The sequence below is a fragment of the Halorussus sp. MSC15.2 genome, assembly GCF_010747475.1.
Lineage (GTDB): Archaea > Halobacteriota > Halobacteria > Halobacteriales > Haladaptataceae > Halorussus.
Genome location: NZ_VSLZ01000006.1, coordinates 17,812 through 35,962, shown reverse-complemented (window position 1 = coordinate 35,962; position 18,151 = coordinate 17,812). Strand labels below are relative to the sequence as shown.

At 57.1% G+C, this 18,151-nt stretch carries 14 protein-coding genes; 3 read left to right on the top strand and 11 right to left on the bottom strand.

Annotation, left to right across the window (positions count from 1 at the left end):
• Positions 1 to 62 precede the first annotated feature (62 nt).
• The 3 genes from FXF75_RS18305 to FXF75_RS18295 all read right to left on the bottom strand — a co-directional run bounded on the left by FXF75_RS18305 (position 63) and on the right by FXF75_RS18295 (position 3,929).
• The gene (locus tag FXF75_RS18305) at positions 63 to 1,304 is read right to left on the bottom strand and encodes a S46 family peptidase (protein WP_163523313.1); all 1,242 of its coding nucleotides are present in this window, start codon (positions 1,302 to 1,304) and stop codon (positions 63 to 65) included.
• 137 nt (positions 1,305 to 1,441) lie between these two features.
• Complete coding sequence (locus tag FXF75_RS18300; RefSeq protein WP_163523312.1) at positions 1,442 to 1,828, bottom strand: hypothetical protein; 387 nt, start codon at positions 1,826 to 1,828, stop codon at positions 1,442 to 1,444.
• 1,195 nt (positions 1,829 to 3,023) lie between these two features.
• Positions 3,024 to 3,929, bottom strand: coding sequence for a hypothetical protein (locus tag FXF75_RS18295; RefSeq protein ID WP_163523311.1), 906 nt, complete (start codon positions 3,927 to 3,929; stop codon positions 3,024 to 3,026).
• Positions 3,930 to 4,270: 341 nt separating this feature from the next.
• Here FXF75_RS18295 and FXF75_RS18290 point away from each other — a divergent pair, with 341 nt between their 5' ends.
• Positions 4,271 to 4,717 (top strand): hypothetical protein, encoded by a 447-nt coding sequence (locus FXF75_RS18290; protein WP_163523310.1) that lies wholly within the window; start codon positions 4,271 to 4,273, stop codon positions 4,715 to 4,717.
• 351 nt (positions 4,718 to 5,068) lie between these two features.
• A complete protein-coding gene (locus FXF75_RS18285) occupies positions 5,069 to 6,019 on the top strand; it encodes a hypothetical protein (RefSeq protein WP_163523308.1) in 951 nt (316 codons plus the stop codon).
• A 44-nt stretch (positions 6,020 to 6,063) separates the two neighbouring features.
• On the opposite strand, the gene FXF75_RS18280 is transcribed toward FXF75_RS18285, so the two are convergent.
• Together FXF75_RS18280 and FXF75_RS18275 are read right to left on the bottom strand one after the other, a co-directional pair.
• Positions 6,064 to 7,992, bottom strand: a complete 1,929-nt coding sequence (locus FXF75_RS18280) for a glycoside hydrolase family 99-like domain-containing protein (protein WP_163523306.1) — start codon at positions 7,990 to 7,992, stop codon at positions 6,064 to 6,066.
• A 257-nt stretch (positions 7,993 to 8,249) separates the two neighbouring features.
• On the bottom strand, positions 8,250 to 9,974 hold the full coding sequence (locus FXF75_RS18275) for a hypothetical protein (protein ID WP_163523304.1): 1,725 nt from the start codon (positions 9,972 to 9,974) through the stop codon (positions 8,250 to 8,252).
• A gap of 188 nt (positions 9,975 to 10,162) precedes the next feature.
• Between FXF75_RS18275 and FXF75_RS18270 the strand changes: the two genes are divergently transcribed.
• The gene (locus FXF75_RS18270; RefSeq protein WP_163523303.1) at positions 10,163 to 11,926 is read left to right on the top strand and encodes a hypothetical protein; all 1,764 of its coding nucleotides are present in this window, start codon (positions 10,163 to 10,165) and stop codon (positions 11,924 to 11,926) included.
• 360 nt (positions 11,927 to 12,286) lie between these two features.
• Here FXF75_RS18270 and FXF75_RS18265 read toward each other — a convergent pair whose 3' ends face one another.
• Genes FXF75_RS18265 through FXF75_RS18240 form a run of 6 tightly spaced genes read right to left on the bottom strand, consistent with a single transcriptional unit; the run spans position 12,287 to position 18,151 of the window.
• Complete coding sequence (locus FXF75_RS18265) at positions 12,287 to 13,147, bottom strand: glycosyltransferase family 2 protein (RefSeq protein ID WP_163523301.1); 861 nt, start codon at positions 13,145 to 13,147, stop codon at positions 12,287 to 12,289.
• Between the two features lie 3 nt (positions 13,148 to 13,150).
• On the bottom strand, positions 13,151 to 14,098 hold the full coding sequence (locus FXF75_RS18260) for a glycosyltransferase (RefSeq protein ID WP_163523299.1): 948 nt from the start codon (positions 14,096 to 14,098) through the stop codon (positions 13,151 to 13,153).
• Positions 14,099 to 14,132: 34 nt separating this feature from the next.
• Entirely contained in the window at positions 14,133 to 15,281 is a 1,149-nt protein-coding gene (locus FXF75_RS18255) for an alkaline phosphatase family protein (RefSeq protein WP_163523297.1), read from the bottom strand.
• Positions 15,282 to 15,316: 35 nt separating this feature from the next.
• Positions 15,317 to 16,453, bottom strand: a complete 1,137-nt coding sequence (locus FXF75_RS18250; protein ID WP_163523295.1) for a sulfatase-like hydrolase/transferase — start codon at positions 16,451 to 16,453, stop codon at positions 15,317 to 15,319.
• Positions 16,454 to 16,458: 5 nt separating this feature from the next.
• Positions 16,459 to 17,682 carry a glycosyltransferase family 4 protein gene (locus tag FXF75_RS18245; protein WP_163523293.1) on the bottom strand — a complete coding sequence of 408 codons (1,224 nt, stop codon included), beginning with the start codon at positions 17,680 to 17,682 and terminating at the stop codon, positions 16,459 to 16,461.
• Positions 17,669 to 18,151 (bottom strand): hypothetical protein, encoded by a 483-nt coding sequence (locus tag FXF75_RS18240; RefSeq protein ID WP_163523291.1) that lies wholly within the window; start codon positions 18,149 to 18,151, stop codon positions 17,669 to 17,671. Before FXF75_RS18240 ends, FXF75_RS18245 begins: the two co-directional genes overlap by 14 nt.

Genomic DNA, 18,151 nt, shown 5'->3' with positions numbered 1-18,151 from the left:
CTTCTTCGTTTGGTCACGGCCGCTGCGCTGGCACGTTCGGCGATGCGGGACGACCGTGCCCGTCACGACTGTTCGACGTAGCCACCGGCGATGCGTACGTCGAACGACCCCCGATACTCGTCAGGTGCCGTCACCGACACGGCGACGTCTGCCGTGTAGCGTCCACCGCCTTCGGAGGCCGTAAGTTCGAACGTGTAGCGGTCTCCCTGTACTTCGAGCCAGCACTTACCGTCGTAGTTCCCGGAGACGGTGGCGCTCGCATCGATAGTCTCGCCGGCCTTCGGTTTGTCGCCGCTCAGCTCTTCGAGCGAGAGGTCGTGTTGCTCCATCTGGACGCCGACCGTCGTGTCGAACGACTCGACGTACTGGTCGTCGTCGGTCCCCGTCACGAACTTGACGCCCAGATTCGACTCAACGTTGGCCGCCTTGCAGAGAACCGAGACGCTGTCGGACCCGGCGAACACCTCGCCGAGGAGTTCGCCCGAGGCTTTGAGAAACACCGGAGACCCGCTGTCGCCGCCGTCCGAGATGTCAGACGTGACCACCAGGTCCCGAAGCGTCACTGCTCCGAGGTCGTCCCCGTACTGGACTCTGACGCTCGCCGACGTGGCTTTCACCTCACCGGTCGAGACGCCGGTGGTCCGGCCGGTCTTGACCACGGTGTCGCCCTTCAGGTCGCCCAGCCCCGAGCGCCGAACGCTAGTCGGATACCGGCCGCCGAGGTCGTGGTACTCGTCGGACTCCCGGTCACTATCGACGGACCGTGCCGCCACGTCCACGGACGCGCCGTCTCCGAGTGGGACGTAGCCGACTACTTCCCCCACCGCGTCCTCTGCGGTCCCGCCGTCGTACGGAGAGGGTTGCAGTATCGACTCGCCGAGTTCGGCCGCGTTCGACCGCGCGTAGACGTGATTGTTACTCAGTCGGACGCGGTCGCCCTCCGAGACGCTCACGGCCCACTCGCCAACCGACGTATCGACGACCTCCACCGGATACATTCCGGCGGTTCCGGCGCTCACGTTCGCGTTCGCTTCACTCACGCCGCCTTCGACTGGACGGTGGCGGTTCTTTCGCGCGCCTTGGGCGTCGGGGACCGGTCCGCCGCCGAGGGGACCGATTTCGCCGATTGCTTCCACGTCGCTGTCGCGGTCGACGTTGCGCTGGATAACGTGATTCGAGTCGAGCTCCGACTCGGGCACCTTCTCGGTCACGAAGGCGACGATGCGGTCGTTCGTTTCGTCGTACTCTACGCCGATGACGTTCTCTAACTCGAGTAGGTCCTCGAAATCTCGCGTGTGAGTCATATATGTGCAATTGCCTGGGATCGGGAACTCCTTGACACCGACACCCAGTGACAGTTGTACGACTTCCAATTAATATAATCGTTTTGACAGTTATGCTCGGGGAATCAGGTCTGGTAAGATTCGACGGCGGTATCGCGCTAAACGATTCGACGAGTAACGCGGCGCACGTATCGAGACTCGTCGAGGTACTCCGACAACGTCGCATCGTAGATACGACCACTGCTGTACACCTGCTGGTCGACCGCGTCGTACAGAACGAAGTGTTCCGGCAGAAAGCCCTCCGACACGATGGCGAAGTGGAGATTGCTACGGTCCCGAGACGCCAACACGTTCGCCGCGACGAGGGCGTAATCCTCGCAGTCGCCGCGCCCAGTCTCGTAGGTCCTTCGCGCTGATTGTGCGAAGTCTCGAACTCCGGACCAATCGTCTCGCGTCCACTCGTAGGTCTGTTTCGACCACCTCACGAGGTCCACGTCGGCCCAGTACGCCGAACGTTCGACGTAGTGGTCGGGAAACGCGAACACCAAGGGAGTCCATCGATGAAACTGCATCAGTCATGTTCCGTTGGTTACTCGCTCGGAGAGGATACGAGTAGACGAAGCGTACTGGACGATATGAGCTCTTGTTTACATATGTGTTTTCTACGACCTTGAGCGCCTGCCGAGAAACGTCGGCCGTCTTCAGTTGTACTCGTCGCGAGAACTCTGGTATCGCCAAGACGCTACTGTACCGAGGCCAGCGAGCGCCGCGAGTGGACCGAGTCCGCGAACGTTCTCGCTGTTGGTCGATGCTGGCGTGGTCGTGGTCCGCCCGGACGTTTGCCCCGCCGCCGTATTCGACGCGTTCGCTGCATTTCGGTCGCGTCACATTCGATGGTTGCCGTCGTCGGCTCCGAGTTCGAGCGGTGCGTGTCATTAATTGCTGTCGTCGTCTCGTCTACGAAAGATACCGACTAGTCTCGCCAGCGATTTTCCGAGAACCGAATCGACCGGCTGACCGTTCAGGCGCACGGTCGTTTCGATGCCCGCTTCGCGTGGCCGACCGTGGAGGTGGAGCGTCCGCCCACCGTCGAACGCCGCTTTCGTCACGAAGATTCGGGTTACATCCTCGTTCCTGCCGAACCCCCGTGAGGCCTGCCCCTTGTGCTCGTCCGTCCAGAACGACCCGCTCCAGATTATCGGCACAACGAATGTTGGGGCCACGATAGACACGTTCCCTGTTCAGTGTCTCACCTGACGGACTTGCTCCGACTCGCCGAGGAGTACCGAACGACTGTCAGGATTAATCTGACGACGTTCAACGACTGGACCGAGGGCTATCAGGTCGAAACTGGCCGCTTCGATGGCCCGGACTACGGGACGGTGTACCTCGAGGCCATCCGGGAATTCCAGAAGACGCTACCGACTACTTCGACGACCAGTACCACGACCTCATCGACGACCAGTATTGAATCTACGACTACCGGTACCGAATCGCAGACAACTAGCACGACAACTGCCACCCGTATGCTGCCGAACCGACGACTAAGACGACGGTCACGGGTCATCGCACTACATCGCGGATGACCAGAGCAAACCAAACTGCGAAGTCGGTTCCCGGGGTTCGACCTAACGACCGCTACCACCGGACTTGCTGCAGTACTTACGAAATACTGGTGTAAACAGCAATAATGGAACTTCTCGGGATTCAGTACGGGGTCCTGTCGCACGGGTCGACAGTTTACAGTTCGACACCGAATTCTTGCTCCATGTTGACTGCCTTGTAGAGGATGGTCGCTTTCGACGTTCCGGTATAGAGTTCCCCGAGGAGTTCCCCCGTCTCGGCCACGAACACTGGCGAACCGGAGTCCCCCCTCTCAGAGAGTTGGCCCGTGATAATCTGGTCACGTAAGGTAATCGGACCCTTTCCCTTGCCGTAATCGACCCGTACAGAAGCTGAAGTTGCCTTCACACGCGCACGCGCCGTGCCCGTCGTTCGACCAGTCTTGACGACTGTCGCACCTTTTAGGTCGCCGTAGCCGTCGCGGACGATGGCCGAGGGCCAGCGGTTGTCGAGTTGGTGGGGTTTTCCGGATTCGTCGGCTTCTGTTACCGTGCGAGCGGCAAGGTCAACGGTTACGCCGTCTGTGAGCGGCACATATCCCACGAGTTCCCCCACTCTATCCACGGCCGTGCCTCCGTCGGAGGACGAGGGTTGGACGATGGGTTCACCGAGGTTCGCTTTGTCACTGCGGGCGTAGACGTGGTTGTTGGAGAGTCGAACCGTGTCACCTTCAGAGACGCCGTCTGCCCAAACGCCTTTCGACGTGTCGGTGACCGTTACGGGGTACGGACCGGCCGTTCCGACTCCCCCGTTGATGTTGGCCTCGGAGACGCCGGATTCTACTGGCCGGTGGCGAATGTGACGCTCACCTTCCCCGTCGGGCAGGCTATTGGACTGTGAAAGGTCGCCGATTTCCTCCACGTCGGACTCCTCGTCCACGTTGTTGGCGACGATATCCGCGTCGTCTAAGTCAACCTCCGAAACTTTCCCGGTGACGAACGCTCGAACGGTACCCACGTCGTACTCTACGCCGATTACGTTTGGCAGGTCGAGCAGGTGTTCGAAGTATTCTGTTTCTGTCATAATGGGCGCTCTTGAGGCTGAGATGTCGGTAAAGACTATCGGACGGTTCGACTTACGCGTTGTACAGATATATCGGTTTTCGAAAGTTTATCCCCCGATTTTAGCAAATAAGGCAAGTGGACTTCTGCTTTCTGCCAACTATATGTCGATGGGGGTTAGGATGTGGAGTATGTATAGTATCAAAAATCATATATATGGGCTATATAATATGGGAATAAATAAAACAAAGCACGAGGAGGGCATTTCTTGGAGGTATCGGGGCGAACGCCCTCAGTAAACCTCTATTTAGTTCGCGTTCTCTTGGCGATACGCACGGAAATGAGTTGCCCGGAACTCGCCATTTGGAGGACAAAGTTGGTGTTACCCACGTCGATGGCGATTACCACCTGACCGACGAGAACTCCCTGAACGAGGGCGCCAAGCAGATTCGAAACCTCGGCTCGCGCGTCATCAAAGTCTGGCTCCACCATGTCTCGGGGGACGACCCCCACAACAAGTATCCCTACAATAGCGACTGGCCTGCATCGTTCGACAGTATGGTCGAAGTAGCAGAGTCGCCGTACTTCCGGGAACTGTTCCAACGCGATTTCCGCACCTACGTCCTCGAAGCGTATGTGTACATCGAGGAAGGCTACGGTGATGGGAACAAGCATTATTTCATCCGTGGCATCTCCGACGAGCAACTCCGGCAAGAAGAACGAGGTTTCTACGAGTTCACGAAACATCTTCTCGAAACGTATCGGGGAACGGGCAAGGAGTTCGTCCTCCAGCATTGGCAGGGCGATTAGGCGATTATTCCGTGGAAGAAACGCAATGAGATTTCTGCGGGGAAGTTGCGGTCCGACGACCTAGAACCGACCCAGACCGCCATCGACGGGATGATTCAGTGGTTGAACGCCAGACAACGCGGTGTCGAGCGCGCCCGGTCCGAGATCGAGAGCGACGTGACGGTCCTCCACGCCGCCGAAGTCAACATGGTCCTCCGGGCGATGCAGGGACAGACCCGGGTCATCAACACGGTCGTCCCCGTGACGAACGTGGATCTCGTCTCGCACAACTCCTATCGGGAGATGTGGCGAGCACTCCGTCGATGGAATCCCAACGATGCGCCAGCGAAGTTCCGCGAGATACTCGATTTCGTGAACGAGTACACCCCCAATCCATCACAGTACGTGGAATCGGTGCTTCCCGTGCCCTCGAAGAACGTCTTCGTCGGTGAGTACGGGTTTCCGTTCGAGAAGGTGGGGAACGAGAAGGCGGCACAAATCACGAAAATGATTACGCACACGTCGCTCGAATGGGGCGTTCCGTACACGCTCTACTGGGCGATCTACGACACCTCGGGCGGGAAGGGATACTGGCTCGTCCGGCCTGACGGCACGAAATCGCCGGTCTGGGACTACTTCGACTCTATAATCACCGAGAACTCGCTCCAGAAACTCCCGACGTACGCCGAACTCGTCCTCGACTTCAACAAGTCAGCCGAGGAGCACGAAATCAACCCCGAGACGTCGAAGGAGAGGAGTCGTGCCCTCACGTTCCGGTGTTCAGAACTCGTCCTCCTCGATTCGGACGGCCAATCAGTCGAACGCTACAGCGTCGGTAACCCTGACGACGAGCCGATGCTCTCGGAGGGAGTTTCGTATCCCGTGGCGAACGAAAAGCGCAGTTGGCGGTGGTTCGTCGGAGAGAACCCCGACGATCCACGGACGTCGATATACGTCGAGCGGTCGGTGTTCGATAAAGTGGCGGCGGCACGAATTCGTGGCGTCCCCATTAAAAACGATATCGAGGCGGACGTACTCGTCGGTGGACGCGTCGTCGACCACGTCGATTTTCAGCGGGACGCTGGGTGGGCCGATTACGTGGTTCAACTCCAAACCAAGACACCTACGTCGACAATAGAAAACCCGACTACTGCCGCCTCCTCGGCAGTTACTTCAACGACCGGAACCACTCGGCGTTCCCCTACTTCGTCACGAACTGCGAACGGAAGTCGACCCAGCCCGGCAGCCCCTGGATTCGGTATCTCGGCCGCTACCGCCGGGTTAATGATAGTATTGGCGAAACACTGGCACGAACAGCGATAATCGAACCTGCCTAGCTCCGACTCGGGAGACAGGGGCGATGGCAATCAATCACCTGCTCCCGTCTGATGCCGAGGATACCACGCCGAACGTGATTGTTGATTCTTCGAAGATGGCTGGTCCGCTATCTTCAGTGAGACTTCGTACTCTTTGTATCGTCGCGTCCCAAATGAGAGTTTCCCGACTGGCATTCCCTCGATAAAGACCGTCCCTGAAAGACCGTCTTTGACTGGGACTCCACGTATGCGAAGTTCAGTGGCGTCTAGCAGTTTCTCGTCGAAGTACATCGACAGTCGCCCCGTAGGACCACCAGTCCATCGCTGAGTCCGATTGGCGTGAGACACTGGGTCATATGCACCCTGCGTGAACTCCGGTTCGTCTTTCACATCGCCGACCGAGTACGTCTCAATCGACTTTCCGTCGATGAATAACTCAATTTCGAACAAGGCAAAGGCTAGCTCGCGGGCGTTCTCCGGGGAGACGTTCGAGTTCACCTCTGATTCGGCGACCGTTTTGTTGAATTCGATTTCGAGCTGTACGAAGTTCGCAATCGCGTGGTTCGGACGCTTGTCGAACTGGTTCTTGACAACGTCGAGGTACGTGGTTCCGTATTCGCCTCCGGGTTCGATTTGGGTGTTCTCGTGCCACTCGTTGAATGACGTCACGTACACTGCGTCCAGTCGTGGGTCGAGATACTGCTTCGTCAACTCACAGACCGTCTCAAACTGAGAGAAACTCCGTTTTAACACCGGTTTGTCCGTGTCCGGAACATCTGTGTTGTTGAAGCCGGGAGTGACCATCGGGAGAAAATCGACATCTGATTCCTTCGCCGCGAGCAACCACGAGGGATAGAATCTCGCCATCCGCTGGGCGAAATTGCGATTAATGTCCTCGTAGGGTTTATACATATTATAGCTGGAGACAGCATCGAACGACCGCATGAGTTGGCGGTGTCTCGGAAGTGGTGGGCGACGCCAGTCTACAAAATCTGCGATTAGGTAAACGCCCTCTGAGACGGTATCTCGAACCGCCGCCAGTGCTGATTCGATATCCCCGTGAAAACTACCCGTGGTATACATAAAGACGACGGGCTTATCGTCGATTTGAAGATAATTCTCTCGACCGAAGTACGTTCGATCTAGGTATGCGAAGTCTTCGACTAATTGACGGCGATTCGACGGATTATCGAGGTCGATAGACCCTGGCTCGCCATCGAGCGTTCCGAACGGCTCGTAGAGAATATGAAAGTCGACTTCCGTCGCTGGAACGGTCGGTAGAACGTAGTCTTTTATCGTAACGTCTTCCCACGACCCTTGCCCCCACCAACTCATTGAAAAGAAATCGATTCCATGGGTCGTCGCCCACTCGACGTGTTGAGAGATGACTTCCGGGTTTCGTGCACTGTATTCCCCTAATGCCGGTGTTTCGATGTGGGAATCCCAGTGGCGGCCCGGCCCGTACCACGGATAGTAGTGAGCACCGACGAGCGGAGATTGATTCGAGAAAACCGCCTCTTGGGGGACGTACTCCGTAACGAATCGGGTCTCGTACTCCTTGCCAGACTCGGTGCGGTAGCTGACCTTGCCGCCGTAACGTTGTCCGCCGTTAACCGTAAACGAGACTGCGTACTTGGCACGCTCCGTTCCCGAGAACGTTAGATGACGTTCGGCACCTGTTTCGAGGTGAACTTGTAGTGTATCAATCCCGTCTGCGTGGGCCAGTGAACCAGCTACGTCAAGTTCTTTTGTATCCGCCTTACTGCTTGTGTCGGTTGTGAGCGTGAATTCGGGTTGGACTGTCGTTGTCGTCCAGTCGGAAGCCGTTTCTACCGTCTGCGTAGGCCGGGTAGAAGTTACCGCCGAAGTCGTCTGCTTCGAATCTGGTTCTCTCCCTGATTGACACCCATTCAGTATCGTCGTCGCCGCAACTGAGGCTAAAAATCGTCGCCGTGACTGGGAGGTCCTATTATTCGTCATCGGCTAATCCTCCAATTATTCCTTCAATATATGTATTTTTTGAATAGTGGGGATTTGGAACCTCTCGGTGAAAACGCCGAACAACCAGACTTCAAACAATTTTCTGTGAATTATGAAGCGCCGTAAGAACTCCACGTTGGAATTGGAGGTGAGCGAAGTTGGGTTAGCGACGTTGGTGGCGAAGGCCTGGCGAGAATAATACTAAGATAGTACTACCATTATCTTTCACGACTTTCCGGTAATGCGGCGGCGAAGTGCTAGTCGTCCGACTCACTGGCAAGATACTGACCCGCACCAAGGGTCAACGCGCCTAGCCCCGTCAGCAGCCCGAACCCCGGTGAATCCACCGACGTGGTCGTCGTCGCTTCGGCAGCCATCGCTTGCTGTTGGGTTGTCTTCGCTGTCGGTACTGATTCAGAAGTCGTTGGTGGGGTTGTCGCGGTCGTGGTAGTCGCTCGCAAATCGGCGAGATAGTTCTGCCACCCGTTTCGTTCAAACTCGAGATGGTCCATTTCCGTTCTATCGACAAGTACGTCGGCAGCGATGTCGTCGGTGATGGGCACTCCGCGCACCCGGAGTTCGGCCGCTTTCTCGACTAATTCGTGCTCGAAGTACATCTGGGTGCGTGTGGTCGGCCCGCCCAACCATCGGGTACTCCGCTGGTCGTTCTGGTTCGTATTGTACACGCCTTCCGTGAAGTGGGGTTCTGCCGCTGGCTGACCCACGTTATACGTAGCGACGCTCTTTCCATCGGCGGCCAGGAGTTCAAGTTCCGAGCATCTGAACGCCAGGTCACGACTGTTCTCGGGTGATTTGTCCGGATTCACTTCGTGCTCTGCGACCGTTTTGTTGAACGCGAGCGTGACTGGGACGAACGACTCGATTCGGAACGGCGGCAGGTCGCTCGTGGCCGCCTCTTTCACGACATCGAGATACGCCGTGCCGTAGTCCTGGCCGCTGAAGGTACCGGGTTCGATTTGATGACCCTCAGGCCACCCGTTCCACGTGGCGACGTACGTCCTATCGACTGTCCGGTATTTCTTTGCAAGATTAAAGAGCTCAGCGAGATGTTTAGGCGATCGAGGTACGTGTCGACCGTCGCCCCAACAGTCGTTGGGGCGGTCATCGAATCCCGGAAACACCATCGGCACGAACTCGAGGTCGTTTTCGATAGCGTACCAGAACGAGCGCCGGAAAATCTCTCCAACTTTCTTCCGGTGCCTCTCCCATGGATTGTATCCGGCTTTTGGATTGCCGACCCACGAGGTAATCGCGTCGAACTGTCGGCCAAACTGTTCGATGGCGTTTGGAAAACCCTCAAAGGCCCAACTACCAATTCCACCGACGAGGAACGGTTCGTTACCGTCTACAGTCAGTTCGTTTCGTATGTGATTGAATAATTTGTCAATCCCTCCCCATTCATTTTCGATTCGACGAGTTGCATCCTCGTTCAAGGCGAGATACCCTGGCGCCCAAAAGTTGACCACGGGTCGGTCGTTGACGGTCTTATAGTTAGGTAACGACACCATCTCGTCTCGGACAAACTTGAGAAACGGGGCGAAATCGTGATTACGCTGGAATATACGATGGATGACCCAGAAAATTTCGATAGCGATGTCGTTAGTACGTTTAGCTTTTCGGAACTTCAGGAACCGATCGAAATCCCGTTTGTTCGCGCCAAAATTGAATAGCACGGTCGAAATGCCATTCTGTAGCATTTGATTGACGTGATGATTGATAACGTCTGTCTCTGTGATGCTGTACTGACCAATTGCCGGATGGTGGTCAATGCACTTACCCCATTTATCACCCAGAAATGGAATGTATACGGCCCCAACATCTAAATTCGGATTTAATGTTTGATCACGTCTATTACGCTCTTCTCTCCGTTTACTTCGATAGTCAAATCCATCGACACTCCCAAATAGAAGAGTAGCGCTGGTGGCTCCGAGAAAACGTCGTCTGCTAGGTTGACTTCTCATCAGTACGTATGCAGTTGCAACTCATTTGTTTATAACTTATCCCCTCACAAGATTTATAGAGCCATTCTCCGAAACGGGAATCAATGAAACGAAGCACGAGGAGGGCGTTTCTCGGAGGCGTCGGCGCGAGCGCCCTCAGCACACCTCTCTTTAGTTCACGGGCTCTTGGCGATTCGCGCGGAAACGAATTGCCCGGAACTCGGCCACTGAAGGACAGAGTTGGGGTCACTCATGTCGATGGCGATTACCACCTCACCGACGAGAACTTTCTGAACGAGGGCGCGAAGCAGATTCGAAACCTCGGTTCGCGCGTCATCAAAGTCTGGCTCACCCACGTCGCGGGAGACGACCCCCACAACAAGTATCCCTACAATAGCGACTGGCCCCCGTCGTTCGACAGTATGGTCGATGTCGTCGAGTCGAACTACTTCCGCGAACTGTTCCAACGCGATTTCCGGACCTACGTTCTCGAAGCGTACGCGCACGTCGATGGGGGTTACGGCGATGACTACAAGCATTATTTCATCCGGGGCATCTCCGACGACCAACTCCGTCAGGAAGAACAAAGTTTCTACGAACTCACGAAACATCTGCTCGAAACGTATCGAGGGACCGGCAAGGAGTTCGTCCTCCAGCACTGGCAAGGCGACTGGGCGATCATTCCGTGGAAGAAACGCGAAGAGATTTCTGCGGGGGAGTTGCGGTCCGACGACCTGGAACCGACCCAGACGGCCATCGACGGGATGATTCAGTGGCTAAACGCCCGACAACGCGGCGTCGAGCGCGCTCGGTCCGAGATCGAGAGCGACGTAACGGTCCTCCACGCCGCCGAAGTCAACATGGTCCTCCGGGCGATGCAGGGACAGACGCGCGTCATCAACACGGTCGTCCCCGAGACGAACGTGGATCTCGTCTCGCACAACTCCTATCGGGAGATGTGGCGAGCGTTCCGTCGGTGGAATCCCAACGACGCGCCCGCGAAGTTCCGCGAGATACTCGATTTCGTGAACGAGCACGCGCCCGAGCCATCAGAGTACGTGAAGTCGGTGCTTCCCGTCCCCTCGAAGAGCGTCTTCGTCGGCGAGTACGGCCTTCCGTTCGAAAAAGTCGGAAACGAGAAGGCAGCACAGATCACGAAAATGATTACGCACACGTCGCTCGAGTGGGGCGTTCCATACATGCTCTACTGGGCGATCTACGACACCTCGGGCGGGAAGGGATTCTGGCTCGTCCGGCCTGACGGTACGAAATCCCCCGTCTGGGACTACATCGACTCTATAATCACCGAGAACTCGCTCCAGAAACTCCCGACGTACGCCGAACTCGCCTTCGACTTCAACAAGTCGGTCGAGGAATACGAAATCAACCCCGAGACGTCGAAGGAGAAGAGTCGTGCCCTCACGTTCCGGTGTTCAGAGCTCGTACTCCTCAATTCGGACGGCCAATCAGTCGAACGCTACAGCGTCGGTAACCCTGACGACGAGCCGATACTCTCGGAGGGAGTTTCGTATCCCGTGGCGAACGAGGAGAGCAGTTGGCGGTGGTTCGTCGGAGAGAACCCCGACGATCCACGGACGTCGATATACGTCGAGCGGTCGGTGTTCGACGTGGCGACGTCAGCACGAATCCGTGGCGTCCCTGTGGTCGACGACATCGAAGCGGACGTTCTCGTCGATGGACGCGTCGTCGATCACGTCGATTTCCAGCGGGACGCTGGGTGGGCCGATTACCTGGTTCAACTCCGAACCAAGACGTCTACGCCGACAACAGAAAATCCGACGACTACCGCCTCCTCGGCAGTTACGACGACTGAAACGACTTCACGTTCTCCCACTTCGTCACCAACTGCGAACGGAGGCCGCTCCAGTTCGACGGTCCCTGGGTTCGGCATCCAAGCTACTACTGTCGGATTAGCGACACTGTTGGCGAAGTACTGGCGAGAACAGCACTAACAGTATCCATTTATCTCCTCCCCTATGTTACTAAGCCAAAATAACGTCTCCCTATTCGGGAGTATTCGGTTTAGCCCACGTAACATGGAGACAAGTACACAGGACGGCCGACCGTAAGCGTGCTAATTGAAAGCATAACAAATAATTACGTTTCAGAAAACAATTTTATGTAGTAAAAGTGGTAACAAGTGTCCGTTGGCCAAAGACTACGCGCTCCTAACAGCGCCTATTGGTGCATCGCAATCCTGTTATCTGAACTCTATCTGCCTAACTGGAGTGAGAATTATACCGAGAATAACCGTTCAGCGTTTTCCGCAGGCAGTGTTTCGATTTGGAGGAGATGCAGAAGGGTTCGTCGTGTCAGAGTCTCCAGTCGTCTTCATCGCGAATGAATGCACGGTCATAGACAGTAAACTCCTCAATATCGGCATCTGCTTCGTAGGTGAGGTCACCTTCGTTGCCGCGGGCTGTTCCAGCTCGGTTCTCGGGGGTATGCGTCATTCCAAGCGCTCCAATGTCGCTGGCTCGGCTCACTCGAGGGATGACGCGATTGACGTCGTTCTTACGAGCGATGTGACTCAGGGCATGGTCGTCGCCGTAAACGCCCGGAACGAAGCGTTCTGCCAGTTCCTCTCTAGGAACCTCGGTACGGGGAAAGTCGTATCCTCGAATTATATCGACGAAATCGTGCCAATCATCTCGAATCTCCTCCCAGACGGTTTTCGTGATACAGTCCGCGACGTGGTTGCCGTGATCGGTAATCAAAACCTCGTCGAGGCATTCGCGCGGATTTATATCGTGTTCGGACGGGTCGTGGAGACGGTACATACGACCGATATGGAACGGAAACTGGTCCATCAGTTTCCGTGAAAGCCGAAGCCAGTACTTCCCGACCACGATGTCGCCTTCGAGGTGAATGAGCCGGTCGTACTCTTCGTCCAGCAGGTGGAATATGCGGTCCCGTTGAAGAGCGATTCCGATGTTCTCGTCGTTCACTCTGAGATGCTTATTCGGTAAATCAGCGTCCATCAGGACCGCGAGACTGCGCTCTATCGTCTCATCTTCGGCGTGACGAAGCCCACTGTATCGGTTGACTGCACCACCCTGAAACAGCCACCAATCTACTTCGTCTTTGTCGGGTTGAGCTTCGAGCGATTCGATGACCCGTTCGGTATACTCTGGGCGATTAAGTGCGGTCACACAGACGGCAGTCTTAGGCATAGGTCAGAACTCACCAGTAAGCTTCTGCACGACGTACTCTCCGGCAGAGAGTCGCCGGGGCTTGTACAGCGGCTCTCCCTCGTCGAGCCGCCACGGCCCGTAGCGTTTCTCACCCTGTCCGAAGTCCCGAACGTCCCATTCACGAGTAGCGAACTGCGGGAGTGTGTACTCCTCGCGGATCTCTTCCCAGTGCTGGATGACGAGTTCGCGGTTCTCGCGGTAGTACTCGTGGTACGGCTCGGAGAGATACGCGGGCTGGCGGTCGGACGCGAGCTGGCGATGCATCAGGTAGTGCTGTTTCTTGAGCGCGCGACCAGTGTTTCCGCCGAATCGCTCGTCGTGAATCCGCTGGTGTCCTTCCTCGACGTTCGAAACGTCCATCGCACCGTGCCGCGTCTGGTGATGAGTCATCGGTGCTTCTGCCACGCGGTAGACCTCCTGCATGTGGTGGCCGTACTCGGTTCGAATCTCTTCGTGGACCAACCCGCGCCATTGCGGAATCATCCCCGGCTTTCGGTGGTCGAAGTCGATGTCGGGGTCCGGACAGTAGAGCCGATAGTCGCGGTCTACTCGGCCCGAGGGCTTGACGCGAGTGTGGACGTAGCCGTAGTGGTCGAACTCACGAGTGAACCACTGTTCGTCGTGGATTTCGACCTCCACGTCTGCGCCGACCTGCATGGTGTACTCGCGGGTAGCGAGGTCTTCGGCACGACGTCGTTGCGTGCCCGGTCCTTCGAGGAGGTATTCGCGCTCGCTGGACTCGATCACGTCGAAGTCCACGGCGTGTTCTTCGCACCACTCCTCGGCGACTGCCACGGTATCGTCCTCCGAGGCATCTACGAGGACGAGTTCCTCGAAGATGGGTGACGCCGATTCCAGCGTCGAGACGATGTTGTCTTCTTCGTCTTTGGTCAGCATGCAGAGCGTGATGTTGGTGTCGAGTGGTGTCATGGGTGAATTCGCTGTTTATGGTTTGACTTCTGAATTAGTCTATATAACCGAGATTTCGTAGCTGTTCTCTATCTGGTTCGTGGTTGAGTATCAGCTTCTCCGGACCGTTCCGGACCGATTCGTATAACGACTCGAATCGTTGTTCGACGAGTGGATTTTCACACGGCTCTTCGAGTCGATGTCCGTCTTCTGGGTCCGGTTCGGTGAACGTCCGCGTAAACTTCCCATCATCTTTCTGCAACAAACAGTGAGTCGAATCTCGAATACAGTCCTCGCGACCGTTTTTCGCGGTTTGCATCGACATGGTGTAGCCTGCCAGCTTTCCCCGGAACGTCGTCAGGTCGACTCCTTCGAAGTCGTGGCTTATCGAGTCGAATCGGAGCCCCGCTTCGCGCATGAGCGTCTGGAGCGTCGGAGCGATGTCGATGCCTCTGGCGTTGGTTTCGGCGTCCACCGTGGTCTCGTCGAACTGCGGTGAACAGAACGCGATGGGGACGCGCGCAATCGCTTCTTCAGGAAAGTGACCGTGGGTATACATGTGATGCGGTGCTTCGTGGAGAGCTTCTCCGTGATCGCCCCACACCACGAATAGCGTATCCTCGTAGAGGTCTCTTGCTTTGAGTTCCTCGAGAATAGTCTCGTGTGCGGCGATGCTCATCTGAAGTTGGCTCTGATACTTTTCGTGGTTCTTTGCCGGGTCGTCATGGTCCGCAGTGTAGTGCCACGGGTCCTCGTCGTCGACTCCGACACCGTGCAGTATCCAATCGTGGAGGAACGCCAGTTCGTAGTCCTCCAGTTGGTCGATCTGCTCTGGCGACTCTTCGAGACCTTCGGGAGTTCGAGCCGTTGCATCCGTATTGGCAAGTGCCTCGGGGAACCAATCAGAGAACGGAACGTGGTCTTGGTCGACGTCGAACCCGAACAAAAGATTATTTTCTTCGTTGGTAAGTCCCGACGTGCTGAGACTATCTGTAGCAGTAAATATCGTATCTTGACCACTGTACCTGTCACCGAACTCGTACACCCCGTGACGGGGCGGGTTAAGTCCGGTGAACATCGAGGTATGGCTGGTCGGCGTGTACGTCGCTTGCGGCGTCCCTCGATACCAGACGCCATCGGGGTACAGCTCGCGGTACGCGTCGTGGTAGTCCCACCGCAGACAGTCCACGGTGATGAGAACCACGCGCTCGATATCTTTCGTGAGTGGAACATTATATGTCATTTTCCATTAATGATGAGCTTACTCGGTTGCTGGCGAACCTCGTGGTAGAGGTCTTCCAGCCACGATTCCGTTTCGGGCGCACTTACGGCGCGCTCGAGACTGTAGTCGGCGTGTAGTCCTCCGTGGACCTGTCGAACCTCCTTCACCTCGTCGTTGATCAGCGCGAACTCCCGCGTGCGGACGCCGTCGTTTTCGCCCGTCAGCGGCGTCTTGTAGGAGGTCGTGTAGCCCGCTAGTTCGCCGTCGAACCCGGTGAGGTCAACGCCTTCTATCGGATGTTCGAGGGAACCGAATCGAAGTCCAGCGTCGTGCATGAGCGTCTGGAGCGTCGGAACGATATCCACGCTTCGGGCGTTGGTTTCGGTGTCCACCGTGGTCTCGTCGAACTGGGGCGAACAGAACGCGATGGGGATGCGAGCGTGTGGTTCACTGACCGTGATTCCGTTGCCGTAGGTTTCGTCCGGCGGTTCGTGGAACCCACAACCGTGGTCGCCCCAGACGACGAACAGGGTGTTCTCGTAGAGGCCATGTTCCTTGAGCGCGTCCAAAATCGCTTCGTGAGTGCGGACGCTCTCTCGGACCTGCTGCTGGTAACAGCGGTGGAAATCGGCAGGGTCGTCCTCCTCGGGAACGGGATACCAGTCTCCGGTGTGGTCGAGAATCCCATGGAGGAGCCAGTCGTGGATGAACGTCAGGTCCCGGTTGGCGATACCGTCCAGAATCGCCCGATGGTCCTCGTGATGCTCGTACCGGAAGTGGGGGACCCGTTCGTGGTCGGGATGCCACGCCGAGAACGCCACCTGCTTGTACGCGTCCGTCCCCTGCTCGAACCCCCGCGTGAACGGGCCTGCGGGATGCACAGCGTTCGAGTACGAGACGCTATCGGTAGCCTTCAGGAGGTGGTCGCCCCGATACGTATCACCGAAGTTCAGTACGCCGTGACGTGGTGGGTTCTGTCCAGTGAACATCGAGGCATGCGACGTCGGCGTGAACGTCGCCTGTGCAACTCCTCGATACCAGACGCCCGGAGGGTACAGCTCGCGGTACGGCTGGTGGTAGTACCACCGAAACGTATCGATGGAGACCAGCACCACGCGGTCGATGTTCGCCGAGCGGGGAACGTTGATGGCCATGACGATTAGAGGTCGAGCGCGTCGAGGTTCCGCTCGATGCCCGAGACGAAGTTGTCCACGTCGTACTGCTGGGCCGTCTCGACCAGATGCTCGGCGTCGAACTCTTCGGGATCGAATGCTTGCATCTCGCCGGCGAGCTCGTAATGATCGAACTCTTCGGGATCGACAAGTCGGCCGCGAGGCGTGGTCTGGGTCGGGGCCACGTCGCCGTCGTAGCCCGGCCCCACCGTCTCGTTGAACCCGCCTGACCCCGGGAGGAGGCACGGCGTGCCGCAAGCCATGCTCTCGACGGGGACCATCCCGAAGTCCTCCCGAAGGACGCCCTGCATGGTCGCGGTTGCATCCCGGTAGAGGTCCCGAAGAACGTCGTCGTCCACGTACCCGAGATAGTGGACGTACTTCGAGTACTGTGCTTCCTTCCGGACGTAGGATTCGAGCGTTCCGGTACCGACTATGACGAGGTGTTCCTGTGCGAGTTTCGCGGCTTCGACCAGCGTGTGGATGTTCTTGTACGCCTCGACTCGCTGCGGGGCGAGGAAGTACCGGTTCAGGTCGAGAACGTCGCGCTCGGGTTCGCCCGGCGTGAACTTCTCGGTGTCGATAGGTGGGTACACCACGTCGATGTCGTCGGGGTCGAAACCCCAGTCGTCGACGACCAGTTGCTTGGTGCGCTCGCTGTTGGCCATCATCCCCTCACCATCGAGACATGCCTGTTTGTAAGCGCGCGAGTGGACCCAGCGCCGCTTGAGGAACTTGAGCTTGTCGCGCCAGCGGTCCTTGTTGTCGAGCGTCTCCCAGAAGTAGTCCGTGATGACCTTCCCGGGGTGGTCGAGGAACGTGATGTATGGAATGCCTGCGTGTTCGGCCATCACAGCTCCCTTGACCGAGATAGCGATTAGTCCGTCGCAGACGATGCGGTCGGTATCTGCTTCCCGGAGATTCGAGAGGCTAGCAATCTGTTTGTACTCTGCACCCTGCGGCTCGAAGAAGTCGGTTGGACTGTCGCCGACACCTTCCTCGGGCGGAATCTTTCGAACCCGGTGGCGGAAGACCTCTTGGGCTCTCTTGTCGAACTTCTCGGGCTCGTAGTCGAGGGTGTAGATTGGCGCGTTGAGCGCTTCGGCCAGGATTCTGATGACCTCCTCCTGACCGCCCTGCGTTCGGAGGTCGCTGTAGATTAGGCCGAGGCGAGTGTCGCTGAACGGGTCGGAGTACTTACTCTTCGTCATAATCAGTATCGGAATCAGGGGTTACTTCGACAGTGAAGGTCTCCTCGGTTAGACTAGTCTCGTCAGCTCTATCGGCGCGCGTCTCGCCGGGCTGAGCTTCGAACTCGTCGGAGGCGTCGCGGCCAAGCGCGTCGGCCTTGAAGTTCTCGATGGCCTGCTCGTCGCTCTTGAAGTTGAGCGTCTCGTCCTGCAGGTGGGTTGCGCCGATCATCGGAACGCCGTAGAGGCGAGCCATCTTCCCGGCGAATTCGTCGAAGCGGGGATCGTCCCACGTGTTGGGGACCATGACCATCACGACTGCGGTGTGACGGCTCAGTTCCACGTCGAACTGGTTGGGTCGGGCGTGAATCGTGGCCGAAACCACGGCGAAGTGGTCGTCGCACCGTTCGGCTGCGCCGGTCGCGCGGACTTCGATTTCTTTCGCGTCGGTACAGCCGTCTGCGAGGAACATGACTTCGTAAAATTCCAT

What these genes read in the sequence shown, in the direction of transcription:
- FXF75_RS18305 (WP_163523313.1), bottom strand. Translation starts at nt 1,304, where the DNA reads ATGACTCACACGCGAGATTTCGAGGACCTACTCGAGTTAGAGAACGTC.
- FXF75_RS18295 (WP_163523311.1), bottom strand. Translation starts at nt 3,929, where the DNA reads ATGACAGAAACAGAATACTTCGAACACCTGCTCGACCTGCCAAACGTA.
- FXF75_RS18280 (WP_163523306.1), bottom strand. Translation starts at nt 7,992, where the DNA reads ATGACGAATAATAGGACCTCCCAGTCACGGCGACGATTTTTAGCCTCA.
- FXF75_RS18275 (WP_163523304.1), bottom strand. Translation starts at nt 9,974, where the DNA reads ATGAGAAGTCAACCTAGCAGACGACGTTTTCTCGGAGCCACCAGCGCT.
- FXF75_RS18265 (WP_163523301.1), bottom strand. Translation starts at nt 13,147, where the DNA reads ATGCCTAAGACTGCCGTCTGTGTGACCGCACTTAATCGCCCAGAGTAT.
- FXF75_RS18260 (WP_163523299.1), bottom strand. Translation starts at nt 14,098, where the DNA reads ATGACACCACTCGACACCAACATCACGCTCTGCATGCTGACCAAAGAC.
- FXF75_RS18250 (WP_163523295.1), bottom strand. Translation starts at nt 16,453, where the DNA reads ATGGCCATCAACGTTCCCCGCTCGGCGAACATCGACCGCGTGGTGCTG.
- FXF75_RS18245 (WP_163523293.1), bottom strand. Translation starts at nt 17,682, where the DNA reads ATGACGAAGAGTAAGTACTCCGACCCGTTCAGCGACACTCGCCTCGGC.
- FXF75_RS18240 (WP_163523291.1), bottom strand. Translation starts at nt 18,151, where the DNA reads ATGGAATTTTACGAAGTCATGTTCCTCGCAGACGGCTGTACCGACGCG.